This is a genomic window from Thiocystis violascens DSM 198, assembly GCF_000227745.2.
Lineage (GTDB): Bacteria > Pseudomonadota > Gammaproteobacteria > Chromatiales > Chromatiaceae > Chromatium > Chromatium violascens.
In genome coordinates this window covers 4,886,281-4,901,381 of record NC_018012.1, presented here as the reverse complement: position 1 = coordinate 4,901,381, position 15,101 = coordinate 4,886,281, and the positions used below count along the sequence as shown (strand labels likewise).

The window sequence follows — 15,101 nt, the reverse complement described above, 5'->3', positions numbered from 1 at the left end:
GTCGCGAAACTCGCGCGAGTCGTTTCATTTACGCAACATTTAGCGAAGGCGCCATTGGTATCGCCCGGTCTATTCCAGGGTGGCGGAGGTGTCCGCGGCGAGTTCGCGCGGGAGCGGAAACACGACCTGCTCGCGGATGCCGTCCTGTTCCTCGATGCCGTCCGCGCCCCACTCCTGGAGTCTGGCGATGACCTGTTCCACCAGGATCGCGGGCGCCGAGGCGCCCGCGGTCAGGCCGATGCGCGGAGACTGGGCGAGCCAGTCGCGGCGAATATCCTCGGGGCCGTCGATCAGATAGGCGGTGCAGCCCTGTCGCTCGGACAATTCGCGCAACCGATTGGAGTTGGAGCTGTTGGGCGAACCCACCACCAGCAGCAGATCGCAGCGGCTGGCAAGCTCGCGCACCGCGTCCTGCCGGTTCTGGGTGGCGTAGCAGATATCGCTCTTTTTCGGCCCCTGGATGGCGGGGAAACGCGCCCGCAGGGCCTCGATGATCGCGCGGCTGTCATCCACCGAGAGCGTCGTCTGGGTGACATAGGCCAAGCGCTCGGGATCGGGGATGTCGAGTCCCGCGATCTCGTCGGCCGTTTCCACCAGACGAATGGCGCCGCCGCTACCGAGACACTGCCCCAGCGTGCCTTCGACCTCCGGGTGTCCGCGATGTCCGATCAGGATGACGGCGATGCCGTTTTTGCAATAGCGCGCGACTTCCAGATGCACCTTGGTGACCAGCGGACAGGTGGCGTCGAAGACCCGCAGCCCGCGCGCTTCCGCCTCCTGACGCACCTGTTGCGGGACGCCGTGGGCGCTGAAGACGAGGGTGGCGCCGCCGGGAACCTCCGCCAGATCCTCGATGAAGATGGCGCCACGCTGTCGCAGATCCTCGACTACGTAGCGGTTATGCACCACTTCATGACGGACATAGACGGGCGCGCCATAACGTTCGAGGACGCGATCGACGATGGCGATGGCACGGTCGACGCCGGCGCAAAAACCGCGGGGATTGGCGAGAAGGATCGTCATGGCAGCCACTGGATCAGATCAATTCCTGGGTCACGAAAAGATAACCGAGCGAAACCACGACGACCGCGATGGCGACGTAGGGAAGCAGGATGCAGATGCCTGGCAGGTCGTTGCAAACGGTACTGTATTTGCAGAGGGTACAGCTTTTCATGCTCTGTCCGTCCCATCTCTCTAAGTGGATCCCGTGCCCCTGGCGAAAGGCCGGAACATTCTGTGATTGCGATTGAGCGACTCTGACTCGGTTATCCTTGCAGGATCGCCAAGCGGCATTTTATGGACGACTTCGTTGCAAAATTCAAGCATCAATCCCCCGAACGTCGGTTTCGTCAGCCTTGGCTGCCCCAAGGCCACGGTCGACTCCGAACGCATCCTCACGCAACTGCGCGCCGAGGGCTACGGTATCCAGCCAAGTTATGAAGGCGCCGATCTGGTGATCGTCAACACCTGCGGCTTCATCGATGCCGCGGTGGAGGAATCGCTGGATGCCATCGGCGAGGCGCTGGCCGAAAACGGACGGGTGGTGGTCACCGGCTGTCTGGGCGCGCGCGCCGAACTGGTGCGTCAAGCGCATCCCCAGGTGCTGGCCATCACCGGCCCCCAGGCGCTGGACGAGGTCATGGCCGCCGTGCATGCCCAACTGCCGGCGCCGCACGATCCTTTTACCAGTCTGGTGCCGTCACAGGGCGTGAAGCTCACGCCCCGACACTATGCCTATCTCAAGATCTCCGAGGGCTGCAATCATCGTTGCAGCTTCTGCATCATCCCCAGTCTGCGCGGCGATCTGGTCAGTCGGGGCATCGGCGAGGTGCTCGACGAGGCGCACCGCCTGGTCGAGTCCGGGGTGCGCGAACTGCTGGTCATTTCGCAGGACACCAGCGCCTATGGCGTCGATCTGCGTCACCGGACGGACATCTGGAAGGGTCGGGCGCTGCGGACGCATCTCACCGAACTGGCACGCGCCTTGAGCGATCTGCCCGCCTGGATCCGGCTGCACTATGTCTATCCCTATCCGCATGTCGACGAGCTGATTCCGCTGATGGGCGAGGGTTTGATCCTGCCCTATCTGGACATGCCATTACAGCATGGCAGCGAGCGCGTGTTGCGGGCCATGCGCCGCCCCGCGGCGACCGAGAAGGTGCTGGAGCGATTGGAGCGCTGGCGCGCGCAATGCCCGGAGCTGGTGCTGCGCAGCACCTTCATCGTCGGTTTTCCCGGCGAGACCGAAGCCGAATTCGCGGAATTGCTGGACTTTCTCCGCGCCGCCAGGCTGGACCGCGTCGGCTGTTTTGCCTACTCGCCGGTCGACGGCGCCGCCGCCAACGACCTGCCAGACCCCGTGCCTGAGCCGCTCAAACAGGAACGGCTGGAACGCTTCATGGCCGTCCAGGCGGACATCAGCCGCGAGAAGCTGGCCGCGCGCATCGGGCAGCGACTGACCGTGCTAGTGGACGAGGTCACCGAAGACGCCATCATCGCGCGCAGTTATGCCGACGCGCCCGAGATCGATGGCGAGGTCATCATTCCAGGGGAATGGGAGATCGATCTTGGCGATTTCATCGAGGTCGAGGTGACGGACGCGGGCGACCATGATCTGTGGGCGCGTCCGGTGGAGGCGCTGGATTAGGCAGCCGCCGGGGATGTTGCCCGATAGGGGATCGAACCAGGTCGGTCGAAGGGGGGAGACGGACGGGAAATCCGGGGCTCGGCGCGTGAAGCCGTTCATGGTTCGAGGGCCTCACCACGAACGGCTTCACTTAACGGCAGCGGAACGGCTTCACTTAACGGCAGCGGAACGGCTTCACTTCATGGCAGCGGGTCAGCGGGTGATCGCGTCATGCATCCCCACGTTGATCCGCCAGCCCGGTGAGTTCCCAGAGCCGATCCAACTCGGCGCGCAGGGAGGCGACTTCCGACTCCAGCGCCTCGATCCGGCTGTCTTGCGCCGCAACGCCTGCGGACGCTCCCGTTCTTGGCTCGACGTCGGCAAGATCCTCTGTCCTTGGCTGACCGCACAGTAGATGCGCGTAGCGCTCCTCGCGCTTGCCGGGCGATCTCGGCAATTCGAGGACCAGGGCATGGTCTCGGGTTGCCATGCCCCGCAGGATTGTCGAAACCTGATCCAGGTCCGCGAAATCCGCCAGACGTGCCGTGTTGGTCCGCAATTCGCCGAGCGTTTGCGGTCCGCGCAGCATCAGCGCGCACAAGAGCGCCTGTTCCTGGCGACTGAGAAAGAAGGTTCCGACCAGCTTGTGATCGAAGCGTTCGGAGCGCCCGGAGAGACTGGCGTGGATCAGACCGCGATCGCGCAACCGGTTCACGGCATGCCCGACCTCGCCCGGTGTCAGGTTCATCACGGGATGACGGGCGCTCTTCTGGTTGCAGGCACTCACCAGACTGTTCAGCGTCAGCGGATACTGCTCCGGCGTGGTGCGTTGTTTTTCCATCAGACAACCGACGATGCGCGCCTCGATCGGATTCAGGAGTGCGTCGGGCGTGGCGGAAGCGTTCTCGGCGGACATGATCGATCGGTTCTCGTGTTGAGGCCATCAAGCGCTGTTGGCCTGACGACTAAAGGGTTCGGGTCAGGTTGAGAATGGCCGTATTGCGCCACCGCGCCGGGCCGGTCTGGTGGACCGATTCGCCCCGGCTGTCGACCGCGACCGTGACCGGCATGTCCGCGACCTCGAATTCGCGGATCGCCTCCATCCCGAGATCCGCGAAGGCGATCGGTCGGGAGCTTTTGATCGCCCTGGCGACCAGATAGGCCGCGCCGCCGACGGCCATTAGATAGACGGCGCCATGGCGCTTGATCGACTCGATGGCCGCCGGGCCGCGCTCGGCCTTGCCGATCATGCCGATCAATCCGGTTGCGCCGAGCATCCGTTCGGTGAATTTGTCCATGCGGGTGGCCGTGGTGGGACCGGCGGGACCGACCACCTCGTCGCGCACCGGATCGACCGGGCCGACGTAGTAGATAAACCGATTGCGCAGGTCGACCCCGTCCGGCAGCGGCTCGCCACGGTCGAGCAGGTCGGCGATGCGCTGGTGCGCTGCGTCGCGCCCGGTCAGCAGTTTGCCGGAGAGCAGCAGCCGGTCGCCGGGCTTCCAGGTGGCGATCTCCTCGCGGGTGATGCCGTCGAGATCGATCCGGCGCGCGCCGGTCGCGGCATCCCAGACGATCTCGGGCCAATCGTCCAGACTGGGCTGCGTCAAGGTCACCGGGCCGGAGCCGTCCAGGGTGAACTCCAGATGACGGGTGGCCGCGCAATTGGGGATGATGGCCACAGGCAGCGAGGCGGCGTGGGTCGGGTAGGTCAGGATCTTGACATCCAGCACCGTGGTCAGACCGCCCAGGCCCTGGGCGCCGATGCCGAGCGCGTTGACCTTTTCGTAGAGTTCCAACCGCAATTCCTCGATGGGGTCGGAGGGGCCGCGCGCCTTGAGTTCATGGATGTCGATCGGTCCGAGCAGCGATTCCTTGGCCAGCAGCATCGCCTTCTCCGACGAGCCGCCGATACCGATGCCGAGCATGCCCGGCGGACACCAGCCGGCCCCCATGGTCGGGACCGTTTGCAGCACCCAATCGACCAGACTGTCGCTCGGGTTGAGGATCGCGAACTTGGATTTGTTCTCGGAGCCGCCGCCCTTGGCGGCCAGCCGGACTTCGACCCCGTCACCGGGCACCAGCTCGCAGTGGACCACCGCCGGCGTGTTGTCCCCGGTATTCTTGCGCGTGCCGATCGGCGGCGAGACCATGGACGCGCGCAGCAGGTTATCCGGATCCCGATAGGCCCGGCGCACGCCCTCGTCGACCATCGCCTGCACGCCGCGCGTCGCTTCCCAGCGCACCTCCATGCCGATCTTCAGGAAGACGACCACCATGCCGGTGTCCTGGCAGATCGGACGATGACCCTCCGCGCACATCCGCGAATTGACCAGGATCTGCGCCATGGCGTCGCGCGCCGCCGGGGATTCCTCGGCCGCGTAGGCGGCGGCCAGTGACTGGATGTAGTCGCGCGGGTGATAGTAGGAAATGAACTGAAGCGCGTCGGCGATACTTTGGATGAAATCGGTCTCGCGGATGGTGGTCATCGGACGTTCGGCGAAGCAGCTGGAAATCGCGAGAGTATAGCCGTGTTCCGTCATTCCGCACCCCTTCGGCCGGTTTCGGAATAACACGACACGTACCGCTGACTCAGCAGGGTCATACGAGCCATTGAGTTCGGCGCCACCGTGCCCGAGGCAATTTTTCCATCTGTTTGCCTGCTCGCGTCGATTTTCCGTGTAGCGTCAAACCCCGTAGGAGCACGCTTGCGGGCGACGGGTGGGTCACACGGAAGGCATTTTGGCGAGTCACGTCGCCCGCAAGCGGGCTCCTACGTGTAAGATGCTTCACGAAACGGGAAAGGACAGGATCACGCAAGCTTGCGAAACCGACGTCCTCATGCGCCTTGCGGCAGGATACCGCCACGCGCCGGGGCTTGTTCCGAGGCCAGGGAGGCAGGGATGCCGCGTCGCGTTTTTAGACCGTCTAGCGGTACCAAGGGAGACGAGTGCCATGCACGCGACGAGATCAACCAGCGAGGAAGCTCCGACCCACGGACCAGCGCTCTATCCGCGTCAGGTATTGCTGGTCGTCACCGGTCTGTCCCCCCAGGTCGTGACCGAAACCATCTATGCCCTCTGGAAACAGGATCCCCGCCTGGTTCCAACCGAGATCCATCTCATCACCACTGTGCAGGGAGCCGAGCACGCGCGGCTGAATCTCCTCTCGCCGGCCATCGGCTGGGTTGAACGGTTACGGCGCGAATACGCCCTGCCGGCCATCGCCTTTTCGCCCGAACACATCCATGTCATTGCCGGTCGCGACGGACGCGCGCTGGAAGACATTCGCTCTCCCGACGACAATGTTTGCGCCGCCGATTTCATTACGGATCTGGTGCGCGGCTTCACCGACGATGCGCGCTGCGCGCTGCATGTCTCCATCGCGGGAGGGCGCAAGAGCATGGGCTATTTCGTCGGCTATGCCCTGTCGCTGTTCGGGCGCGCGCAGGATCGCCTCTCTCATGTGCTGGTGTCCGCGCCCTTCGAGAGTCATCGCGAGTTTTATTATCCCTCGCTCGGAGGGTGTAGACAAAAATAATTGAGCTGCTATTTGTATACCAGTCTACAACTGAGCTGGTGTGCGCTGATGTCGAAAGCTGGTCGTCCCCCCAAGATTCACGAGGCGGAGCAAGCGGTATTGCGTCAAATTGTCACGGATCGCCCGACCTCCACGCTGTCAGAGATTGCCCGGGAACTCGCGGCACGGACGGGAATCGAGGCTCATGAAGCAACGATTCGCAAGTCCTTGCGGGAGGCGGGCGTCACGCGCCTCCGGGGCGAGAGTGGTCTCGAGGCGCAAGCGCGCGCAACGCCGCGTCGGTATGGGTATACGGATGCGCATCGTCGCCACGACCCCGACCAAAGCTACCCAAGTTGTCTGACCGATGCGGAGTGGGACTTGGTCGCCGCTCTCTTTGAGATGCCGGGCGGGCGGGGTCAACCGCCCCGCGTGTCGCGCCGGAGCATCCTGGAGGCGTGTTGCTACGTGGTGCGCACGGGGTGCGCGTGGCGGATGCTGCCGCACGATTTCGCGCCTTGGCAGAATGTCTACAAGACGTTTCGCCGTTGGAGTGCGGCTGGGAAGTTTGAGCAGATGCATGATCGACTGCGGGGGCAATGGCGCGAACGCGAGGGGCGTGAGATCGCGCCGACGGCGGCGGTGCTGGATGCGCAATCGACCCGCGGCTCGCCGCAGGGTGGACCGAGCGGCTTTGATGCGGGCAAGCAGGTCAAGGGGCGCAAGCGCAGCCTGGTGGTCGATACCTTGGGGTTCGTGTTGGCGGTGAGCGTGGTCGCGGCCAATCTTCAGGACCGCGATGCCGCCTCGGGCGCCGTCGCTGACGCGGCCGCCAAGTACCCCCAGATCAACACGCTGTTTGTCGATAGCGCCTACGCCGGTCAATTTGCCCAAACCACCGAGCAGACCCACGCGATCCGCGTGGAAGTCGTGCGCCATCCAGCCAACAAAAGCGTTGGCTCCTGGCACGTGGACGGGGCGCCTGACCGAGTGGTGATCGCCAACGCCGACGGCTTCGTTCCGCTGCCGAAGCGCTGGGTTGTCGAGCGCACCCATGCGTGGAATGAGCGTGCCCGTCGATTGATCATGCATCATGACCGTCTGCCAGCGGTCTCCGAAACCTGGGTTTGGCTGGCGGAGGCGCGCATCCTGCTGCGGCGGTTGACCACAACGGTTTGATTTTGTCTACACCCTCTCGGCGAGCGCCCAATCCACGTCAAGCAAGGCGACAAGGAGATCGCCTACGACTGCCAGACGGCCCAGGTCGATCTGGCCTGGATTCCCTTCGTGCGATTGCGCGCCGCGCAGCATCGTCCCCTGGTCGAGGGTCAGGCGCGCTTTACCGATTGCGTCAACGCGGTTCAAGAGGCGCTCGCCGAACGCGAGCTGGTCATCGACCTCACGGCCAAACGCATCCGCGCCGGTGGCACCACGATTCGCCTGCCGCGCACCGAACTGGCGTTTCTCTCCTGGTTCGCGCGACGGGCCAAGGCCGGGCTGGAGCCTCTGCCGGGGATCCCCATCCCGGAAGAAGATCCCGAGCAACGCGGTGTGGCGTATCGCGAGCCCTTCATGGCCGAGCTGGAACGCATCGATGCCCTGCTCGACGAGCACGGCAAGACCATGCGGGCGATTCGTCACCGGATCACGCCGGACTACTTCAACGCCAAGAACTCCAAACTCAACCGGACCCTGAAGGAAAAGCTCGGCGCACTGGCGGCACGGCCGTATCTGGTGTTGCAGGAGAGCGATGGCGCGGGCTATGCGCTGGCACTGGCGCCGGAGGCGATCCGGTATGGCGCCGTGGCGGCATCCCCGTGAAACGATGCGAATGCCAGCAGACAAACGCGCATCCGAGAAGATGACGCAACAATTTTTGACAGGATGGAGAATCGTCGATGAGCAAGGTTTCAACCACGCTGGTGAGCTTTTTGGGACGCGCTCGCCAGGATCCTAAAACCGGTTATCGAACGGCGCATTACCGCTTTGCCGATGGCTCCATCCAGACCACGCCTTTCTTCGGGTTGGCGCTGCGCGAGGTCATCCGCCCCGAGCGACTGGTCTTGCTCGGCACGGCAGGCAGCATGTGGGACGTGCTGATCGAACAGTTGGCCGTCGAGGGCGAGGATGAGGAGTTGCGTCTGCGGCTGATCGAAGCGGCGACGGAGAATCGCGTGGACGATGTGTTGCTTGCCGAAGTCGTGCCACTGGTTGAACGCGCGCTCGGTCTTCCCTGTGTCCTGCGACTGATCGACTATGGGCGCGACGCCGGCGGGCAGGCGCGGATTCTCGATGCCATCGCCGCCGCCGTACCGGCGGGTCGGGTCGCTCTCGATCTGACCCACGGCTTTCGTCATCTGGCCGCAGTCGGTTTGCTGTCGGCGTTGTTTCTGGAGCGGGTACGGGGGTTGAAGATCGAAGGCGTTTACTACGGCGCACTCGATATGACCGAAAACGATCAGACGCCGGTGATCCAACTCGACGGATTGCTCGCGATCGCGCACTGGATCGATGCACTCGGGCGCTTCGATCAGAACGGCGATTACAGTCTGTTTGCCCCCCTGCTGGAAGCGGACGGCGTGGCGGCGGATAAGGTCGGCTGTTTGCGTGACGCGGCGTTTTTCGAGCGGACATTGAATCTGAGCGATGCCAGACGGCGTATCCAGACCTTTTTGCCCGCGCTCGATCGCCCGCTCGCCGGGGTCTCGGGATTGTTTCAGGACGCACTGCGTCAACGGCTCGCTTGGGTGCGCGGCGGCACCCTGTCCGAACATCAACGCCGTCTGGCCGAGTTCTATCTGGAACAACGCGATTATGTCCGCGCCGCCATCCTGGGCTTTGAGGCGGTGATCACGCAGGAATGTGACCGGCGCAAATTCAACCCGCTGAATTTTCAGCAAGGACGCGAACCAGCAGAAAAAGAATTCGAAGCGGAAATGAGGGCCGGTGATATTCCGCGCGTGGTGTGCGATGCGTATTGGTTGCTCAAAGATCTGCGCAACGCGCTTGCGCATGGCAACCCGCCGAAACGGGAGGATGTACTCCAAGTGGTCGTCAACCCCGAACAATTGCCGCTCGAACTGCGCCGGGCATTGGATCGGCTGACTCAATTCGTCACAGCGTATGAATAACCACGCATTGGTCCGGAAAGACCACGATCAACCACGTCGGCAGGAGTGACGCGCGATGCCTGAAATGCTTGAAGCCACCTTCCAGATCGTCACCCCGATGTTCCTCGGCGGCGCCAATCAAACCCCCGAGGACGGTATCCGTCCGCCATCCGTCAAGGGCGCTTTGCGGTTCTGGTGGCGGGCGTTGAATTGGGGGCGCTGTTTACGGGAAGCCGGCGGCGACGAGTCAGCCGCGCTCCGGTTGTTGCATGGTCAGGAAGCGCGATTGTTTGGCATTGCCGCCAACGGTGAAAACACCGGGCAGAGTCTTTTCATGCTGCGCGTCAGCCGCCAACCCAAACTGGCGACTGAAATGCAGTGGCCACAGAACAACACCGGTAGCGGCTATCTCGGTTATGGCCTGATGGCAACGACTCAGGCACCCCATCGCCAGGGCATTCGTGAAGGTGTCGAATTCGATTTGGAACTGCGTTTTAAACCGAAAACGGATCAAGCCGACATCGATGCGATCAAGAAGACGCTGCATGTCTGGAGTCTGTTTGGCGGGTTGGGAAGCCGGGCGCGGCGCGGATTCGGCTCAATCACGCTACGCCAGCTCAACGCTCAGGACATGACTTTAGATCAAGCCGGGTTTGAGGTAGGAGTACGCAACTTGATGCGCGAAACGGAGAACATTGCCGATTTTCCGCCTTACACCGCCTTCAGCGAACACGCCCGCTTCGGTATCCTGGCCACCGACACCGACGCACGGCGGATACACAGCCAAGCCGGGTTGATCTATAAAACGCATCGCGGTCAAGCCAGTACCTTGCGCGGCGCGGACAAGATTCCGTTTGGCCTGCCCCTGCAAGGCATCGATCAAGACAGCCGCCGCGCAAGTCCTCTGTTGTTTCACGTTCATGCCCTGCGCAACGGCCAATTCGCCGCCGCAGTGCTCTATTTACCTGCGCATTTCCACCACGATCCTCGTTACCAAGCATCTGACTTGACGGCTTTCAATCGTGACGTTGCGCGGTTCGTGCCAGCGACGGTGTCCCGCCCATGACCACGCCAACGACCTTTCATTTCACCCTCGGCCCGGTCCAGGGCTTTGTCGCCCAAGCGCGACGGACCCGCGATTTCTGGGCCGGTTCCTTTCTGCTGTCGTGGCTGGCGGGCGCGGCGATGCAGGCGGTCAAGGAGCAGGGTGGGGAGATCAAGTTTCCGAAGCCCGAGGATGGCTATCTTCACTGGCTGACCGGGAAAGGTCAGGGCGAAGCACCGCGCCAAGGTTGTATTCCCAACCGGTTCAAGGCGATTCAAGCCAAGGTGCCAAGCGATTTCGATCCGCTGAAAATCGAGCAGGCGGTATGCGGTGCGTGGCTGGCGCTGGCCGAAGCGGTCTGGCAGCGCGATCTACAACCCCATGTGCCAGACCCGGAGCAAGCGCGGGCGATCTGGGAACGCCAGTGCGCGCAATTCTGGGACATTGCCTGGGCGCTCGGCAACGACGATGCCCTGCTGGATCGACGGAAGAACTGGCGCACCCAACTGCCGCCGGACGAGGCGGGCGTCAAATGTTCGATGATGGCCGGTTGGCAGGAACTCTCGGGCGCGACGCATCCCAAGGATGAGCGGCTCACGGCATTCTGGAAGCCTTTCCGGGAGCCTTTGCGCAAAGAATTCAATCGCGATTTCGACCCCGATGAAGCACTCTGCGCCATCGCCTTCATCAAGCGCCGGTTCGTGAAGGGCTTTGCCGATCTGCGGGTCTCCATGCCCGGCGGTTGGACACTGCACGGCTGGCGGGTCGATGGTCAGATGCCCTCGACGCTCGACCTCGCGGCGGCGCATTGGGTGGCGCAACTGAACAATGTGCATGAGGATGTGCTGAAGTCCTTGGCGGCTACCGTCGAGTTGCTGCTTGAGGTGTCGCCGCTCCTTGGAACATCCGACGGCGGCCTAGGCAAGCTGCGCTGCGTTCGTGACACCGGTCAGGAGTCGCTCAAGCGCCTGCATTCCAGCGCCCTCTTCGCGCATGTCCTCGACAACCGCAAACTCTGCCCGGACCGCGAGCGCGTCAAGGCGGTCAGGCAGGCGCTCAAGGCGCTAGGCCAAGCAACACCGCCGTCGCCCTTCTACGCCATTCTGAGGATGGACGGCGACAGCCTCGGTCAACTGCTGCAATCCGATCCGGAGGCCCCGCCGAAAATCTCCGAGGCGCTCAATACCTTCACCGCTGCCGTGCCTAAAATCGTCGATGACCGCAACGGCTTTCTGATCTACGCCGGTGGCGATGACGTATTGGCACTGTTGCCGCTGGAGGATGCGCTAGGCTGCGCGACGGCGATTCGTGCCAGCTATCTCGCGGCGTTCAGGCAGGCTTTTCACGGGGATGGTCGCTCGACCATCTCGGCGGCCGTGACCTTTGCCCATGTCAAGATTCCGCTCACCCGGATGCTGCGCGATTCGCACCAGTTACTCGATGACATCGCCAAGGACGCGACCGGACGCGATGCGCTGGCGGTGCGCGTAGCCAAGGCCAGCGGCGAGGCGCTGCAATGGGCGCGGCCCTGGGAAAAGGCATTCTGCCAGACGCAACCGCACCGGCTGGAAATCGAATGTCTTGCCGACGACTTCGCGAACGCCGCGAATCGCTCGGCGGATGCCACCGACCGCGCGGCGTTCAGCAGCAAGTTTTTCTACAAGATCCGCGAGCGATTCGAGTTTCTCAATCCATCGGGCGATCCATCCAGCGCCCTGTTCAACGAGCAGGATGCCCGGTCATTGCTGGCGGTCGATTATCTGGCCTCCGGCGTCAACGACGGGCGGCGCGACAAGTTGAAGATCGCGGATGCCGAGCGCTTGATTGCACCGTTATTGGAGCAGTGCCACCCGGTGACGCGCCTGAACGATGCGGGCAGTTTGACCTTCCCGCTCAGCAATTGTTTGGAACCCGACGGCGCGCTACTGGTACGTTTTCTCGCCCAAAAAGGAGTTGAAACCCAATGAGCGATTCGATTCAACACTGGCGTTTCGATCCGCTCGATACCTGGTTTTTCCGCGAAGCGCGCGGTTTCGATACCAGCGGCAGCAATGCCTTGAGCAGCCTGTTTCCGCCCCCGGCGCGCACCGTTGCCGGGGCGTTGCGGACCCTGATCGGTGAACAACAGGGCGTCGATTGGGCGCGGTTCGCGGACGCGGGCGAATACGCCGATCTCAAGCAGATCATCGGCAGCGGCGACGATCTCGGCGCGCTGCGGTTAACCGGACCCTATCCGCAGTGGAACGACGAACGTCTCTATCCCGTTCCGCTGCATCTGCTGGCCAAGGATGACGACTATCGTTTTCTCGCGCCCGGCGAGGAGGATGCGGCGGTCGTCTGCGATTTGGGTCGGGTACGGTTGCCGCGCATCGTCGAACAGCCGGACAAACCGCTCCCCGGCGCAAAACCGCAGGAAGACGGCTGGCTGACGGGCGAAAACCTGCAACGCGTTCTCAGAGGGTGTAGACAAAATCAAACCGTTGTGGTCAACCGCCGCAGCAGGATGCGCGCCTCCGCCAGCCAAACCCAGGTTTCGGAGACCGCTGGCAGACGGTCATGATGCATGATCAATCGACGGGCACGCTCATTCCACGCATGGGTGCGCTCGACAACCCAGCGCTTCGGCAGCGGAACGAAGCCGTCGGCGTTGGCGATCACCACTCGGTCAGGCGCCCCGTCCACGTGCCAGGAGCCAACGCTTTTGTTGGCTGGATGGCGCACGACTTCCACGCGGATCGCGTGGGTCTGCTCGGTGGTTTGGGCAAATTGACCGGCGTAGGCGCTATCGACAAACAGCGTGTTGATCTGGGGGTACTTGGCGGCCGCGTCAGCGACGGCGCCCGAGGCGGCATCGCGGTCCTGAAGATTGGCCGCGACCACGCTCACCGCCAACACGAACCCCAAGGTATCGACCACCAGGCTGCGCTTGCGCCCCTTGACCTGCTTGCCCGCATCAAAGCCGCTCGGTCCACCCTGCGGCGAGCCGCGGGTCGATTGCGCATCCAGCACCGCCGCCGTCGGCGCGATCTCACGCCCCTCGCGTTCGCGCCATTGCCCCCGCAGTCGATCATGCATCTGCTCAAACTTCCCAGCCGCACTCCAACGGCGAAACGTCTTGTAGACATTCTGCCAAGGCGCGAAATCGTGCGGCAGCATCCGCCACGCGCACCCCGTGCGCACCACGTAGCAACACGCCTCCAGGATGCTCCGGCGCGACACGCGGGGCGGTTGACCCCGCCCGCCCGGCATCTCAAAGAGAGCGGCGACCAAGTCCCACTCCGCATCGGTCAGACAACTTGGGTAGCTTTGGTCGGGGTCGTGGCGACGATGCGCATCCGTATACCCATACCGACGCGGCGTTGCGCGCGCTTGCGCCTCGAGACCACTCTCGCCCCGGAGGCGCGTGACGCCCGCCTCCCGCAAGGACTTGCGAATCGTTGCTTCATGAGCCTCGATTCCCGTCCGTGCCGCGAGTTCCCGGGCAATCTCTGACAGCGTGGAGGTCGGGCGATCCGTGACAATTTGACGCAATACCGCTTGCTCCGCCTCGTGAATCTTGGGGGGACGACCAGCTTTCGACATCAGCGCACACCAGCTCAGTTGTAGACTGGTATACAAATAGCAGCTCAATTATTTTTGTCTACACCCTCTTAGTCAACGTTATTTTGAGTTTGTTAAAACTCGCAAAAACACCGGCGCGGACTTGACCAATGCGTTCGCCCGCTGGGAAGAAATGCCGGATGTGCAAACCCTGTTGCGCGGCAAGGTCAAGCAAGAGAGTTTTCTGGTCCTGAACGAGGAAGAAGACGGTCTACGCCGCGATCTGGAAGCCGCGCTTGCGGTCAAGGATCGCTGGGACCGACGCGAAGCCCTGCGCCAACTGGCCGCCGCGCTCCAGCAGCGTACCGTGACCGTCTACGCCCGCCAGGGTTTTCATCCCGAAGATTACGCCGAACCGATTGGGCCATTCTGGCTGCTCAAGCCCGGTTACTACCATCCCGACAGCGGGCTTGATTTACGACTCGACGAGGAAGACCCCGCCACATGCATCCTCTAGCCCAAATCCCCCTCGCCCAGGTCGAACTGCACTGGGACCGCGCACTCTCCGGCGGGGGCGAAACGCGCACCCGGCAGTTACGCGGGGCGCTGGCCACGGCCTTTCGCGAGGATGACCTGTTTCACCAGCACGATCCGCTCACCGGCAAATCGCTCTACCGCTATCCCAAGGTGCAATACCGCTGGCACGACGGACACGGCCTGATCCTCGGCTGGGGCGACGCCGCGAGCCGGTTGCTCGGCTTGCCCTGGCTGGATCTCGCGCTGCGGCTTGGCGAGGACACGGTCTCCGTGACCGATGCCGCCCTGACCCTGACGCACGGTCAATTCGCCATTGGCGACCGCCTCGCGTATTACCGGATACAGACGCCGGTGCTGCTGTTCAACCAGGACAACTATCGACGCTATCGCACCCTCGCCGAACGCGAACGGCGCGACGAACGCGACCGACTGCTGATCGCCCATCTCCTCACCGCCCTGCGTGGACTGGATATCGAATTCAAGGGACAGTTGTACGCCGTCTTCACGCAATCCATCGGCCACACCTGTCATTACAAAGGCGAATCGCTGCTTGGACTGCGTGGCGAGTTCGTCACCAACGCCATCCTGCCCGTCGGTTTTGCCTTCGGTCATGCCGTCAGTCACGGCTATGGCGAAGTGATCGCGATGCCAGGCGCTCCCCGGAAGCAGGAGCCCGCCAAATCATCTCGGCAATCGCTCGCCAACTAACATCAACCATCGGGAG

The 15,101-nt window shown here is 63.1% G+C and carries 15 protein-coding genes; 10 read left to right on the top strand and 5 right to left on the bottom strand.

Features of this window, described 5'->3' with window-relative positions:
• Positions 1 to 69: 69 nt before the first annotated feature.
• On the bottom strand, positions 70 to 1,023 hold the full coding sequence (gene ispH, locus THIVI_RS21895; protein ID WP_014780694.1) for a 4-hydroxy-3-methylbut-2-enyl diphosphate reductase: 954 nt from the start codon (positions 1,021 to 1,023) through the stop codon (positions 70 to 72).
• Between the two features lie 13 nt (positions 1,024 to 1,036).
• Entirely contained in the window at positions 1,037 to 1,174 is a 138-nt protein-coding gene (locus THIVI_RS25180) for a hypothetical protein (RefSeq protein WP_014780693.1), read from the bottom strand.
• 135 nt (positions 1,175 to 1,309) lie between these two features.
• Between THIVI_RS25180 and rimO the strand changes: the two genes are divergently transcribed.
• Positions 1,310 to 2,647, top strand: coding sequence for a 30S ribosomal protein S12 methylthiotransferase RimO (rimO, locus tag THIVI_RS21890; protein ID WP_014780692.1), 1,338 nt, complete (start codon positions 1,310 to 1,312; stop codon positions 2,645 to 2,647).
• Between the two features lie 208 nt (positions 2,648 to 2,855).
• Here rimO and THIVI_RS21885 read toward each other — a convergent pair whose 3' ends face one another.
• Positions 2,856 to 3,542 carry a YceH family protein gene (locus THIVI_RS21885; protein ID WP_014780691.1) on the bottom strand — a complete coding sequence of 229 codons (687 nt, stop codon included), beginning with the start codon at positions 3,540 to 3,542 and terminating at the stop codon, positions 2,856 to 2,858.
• 49 nt (positions 3,543 to 3,591) lie between these two features.
• Entirely contained in the window at positions 3,592 to 5,115 is a 1,524-nt protein-coding gene (locus tag THIVI_RS21880; RefSeq protein ID WP_041447857.1) for a fumarate hydratase, read from the bottom strand.
• A gap of 466 nt (positions 5,116 to 5,581) precedes the next feature.
• On the opposite strand from THIVI_RS21880, the gene csm6 reads away from it, so the two are divergent.
• From csm6 to THIVI_RS21845, 7 genes are all read left to right on the top strand, one after another.
• Positions 5,582 to 6,166 (top strand): CRISPR-associated ring nuclease Csm6, encoded by a 585-nt coding sequence (csm6, locus tag THIVI_RS21875; protein ID WP_083845803.1) that lies wholly within the window; start codon positions 5,582 to 5,584, stop codon positions 6,164 to 6,166.
• A 48-nt stretch (positions 6,167 to 6,214) separates the two neighbouring features.
• The gene (locus THIVI_RS21870; RefSeq protein WP_041447215.1) at positions 6,215 to 7,324 is read left to right on the top strand and encodes an IS5 family transposase; all 1,110 of its coding nucleotides are present in this window, start codon (positions 6,215 to 6,217) and stop codon (positions 7,322 to 7,324) included.
• A 108-nt stretch (positions 7,325 to 7,432) separates the two neighbouring features.
• Positions 7,433 to 7,966 (top strand): hypothetical protein, encoded by a 534-nt coding sequence (locus THIVI_RS21865; protein WP_157174543.1) that lies wholly within the window; start codon positions 7,433 to 7,435, stop codon positions 7,964 to 7,966.
• 77 nt (positions 7,967 to 8,043) lie between these two features.
• Positions 8,044 to 9,276, top strand: coding sequence for a TIGR02221 family CRISPR-associated protein (gene csx2, locus THIVI_RS21860; RefSeq protein WP_014780689.1), 1,233 nt, complete (start codon positions 8,044 to 8,046; stop codon positions 9,274 to 9,276).
• A gap of 55 nt (positions 9,277 to 9,331) precedes the next feature.
• Positions 9,332 to 10,321 (top strand): type III-B CRISPR module RAMP protein Cmr1, encoded by a 990-nt coding sequence (cmr1, locus tag THIVI_RS21855; RefSeq protein WP_014780688.1) that lies wholly within the window; start codon positions 9,332 to 9,334, stop codon positions 10,319 to 10,321.
• Positions 10,318 to 12,267 (top strand): type III-B CRISPR-associated protein Cas10/Cmr2, encoded by a 1,950-nt coding sequence (cas10, locus tag THIVI_RS21850; protein ID WP_014780687.1) that lies wholly within the window; start codon positions 10,318 to 10,320, stop codon positions 12,265 to 12,267. Before cmr1 ends, cas10 begins: the two co-directional genes overlap by 4 nt.
• Positions 12,264 to 12,860 carry a type III-B CRISPR module-associated Cmr3 family protein gene (locus THIVI_RS21845; protein WP_014780686.1) on the top strand — a complete coding sequence of 199 codons (597 nt, stop codon included), beginning with the start codon at positions 12,264 to 12,266 and terminating at the stop codon, positions 12,858 to 12,860. The genes cas10 and THIVI_RS21845 overlap by 4 nt, the downstream gene beginning before the upstream one ends.
• Here the strand turns inward: THIVI_RS21845 and THIVI_RS21840 are convergent.
• Positions 12,773 to 13,882, bottom strand: coding sequence for an IS5 family transposase (locus THIVI_RS21840; RefSeq protein ID WP_041447215.1), 1,110 nt, complete (start codon positions 13,880 to 13,882; stop codon positions 12,773 to 12,775). The genes THIVI_RS21845 and THIVI_RS21840 overlap by 88 nt on opposite strands.
• A 121-nt stretch (positions 13,883 to 14,003) precedes the next feature.
• Between THIVI_RS21840 and THIVI_RS21835 the strand changes: the two genes are divergently transcribed.
• Together THIVI_RS21835 and THIVI_RS21830 are read left to right on the top strand one after the other, a co-directional pair.
• Positions 14,004 to 14,357 (top strand): hypothetical protein, encoded by a 354-nt coding sequence (locus THIVI_RS21835; RefSeq protein WP_014780685.1) that lies wholly within the window; start codon positions 14,004 to 14,006, stop codon positions 14,355 to 14,357.
• Entirely contained in the window at positions 14,345 to 15,085 is a 741-nt protein-coding gene (locus THIVI_RS21830; protein ID WP_014780684.1) for a CRISPR-associated endonuclease Cas6, read from the top strand. The genes THIVI_RS21835 and THIVI_RS21830 overlap by 13 nt, the downstream gene beginning before the upstream one ends.
• Positions 15,086 to 15,101: the final 16 nt, after the last annotated feature.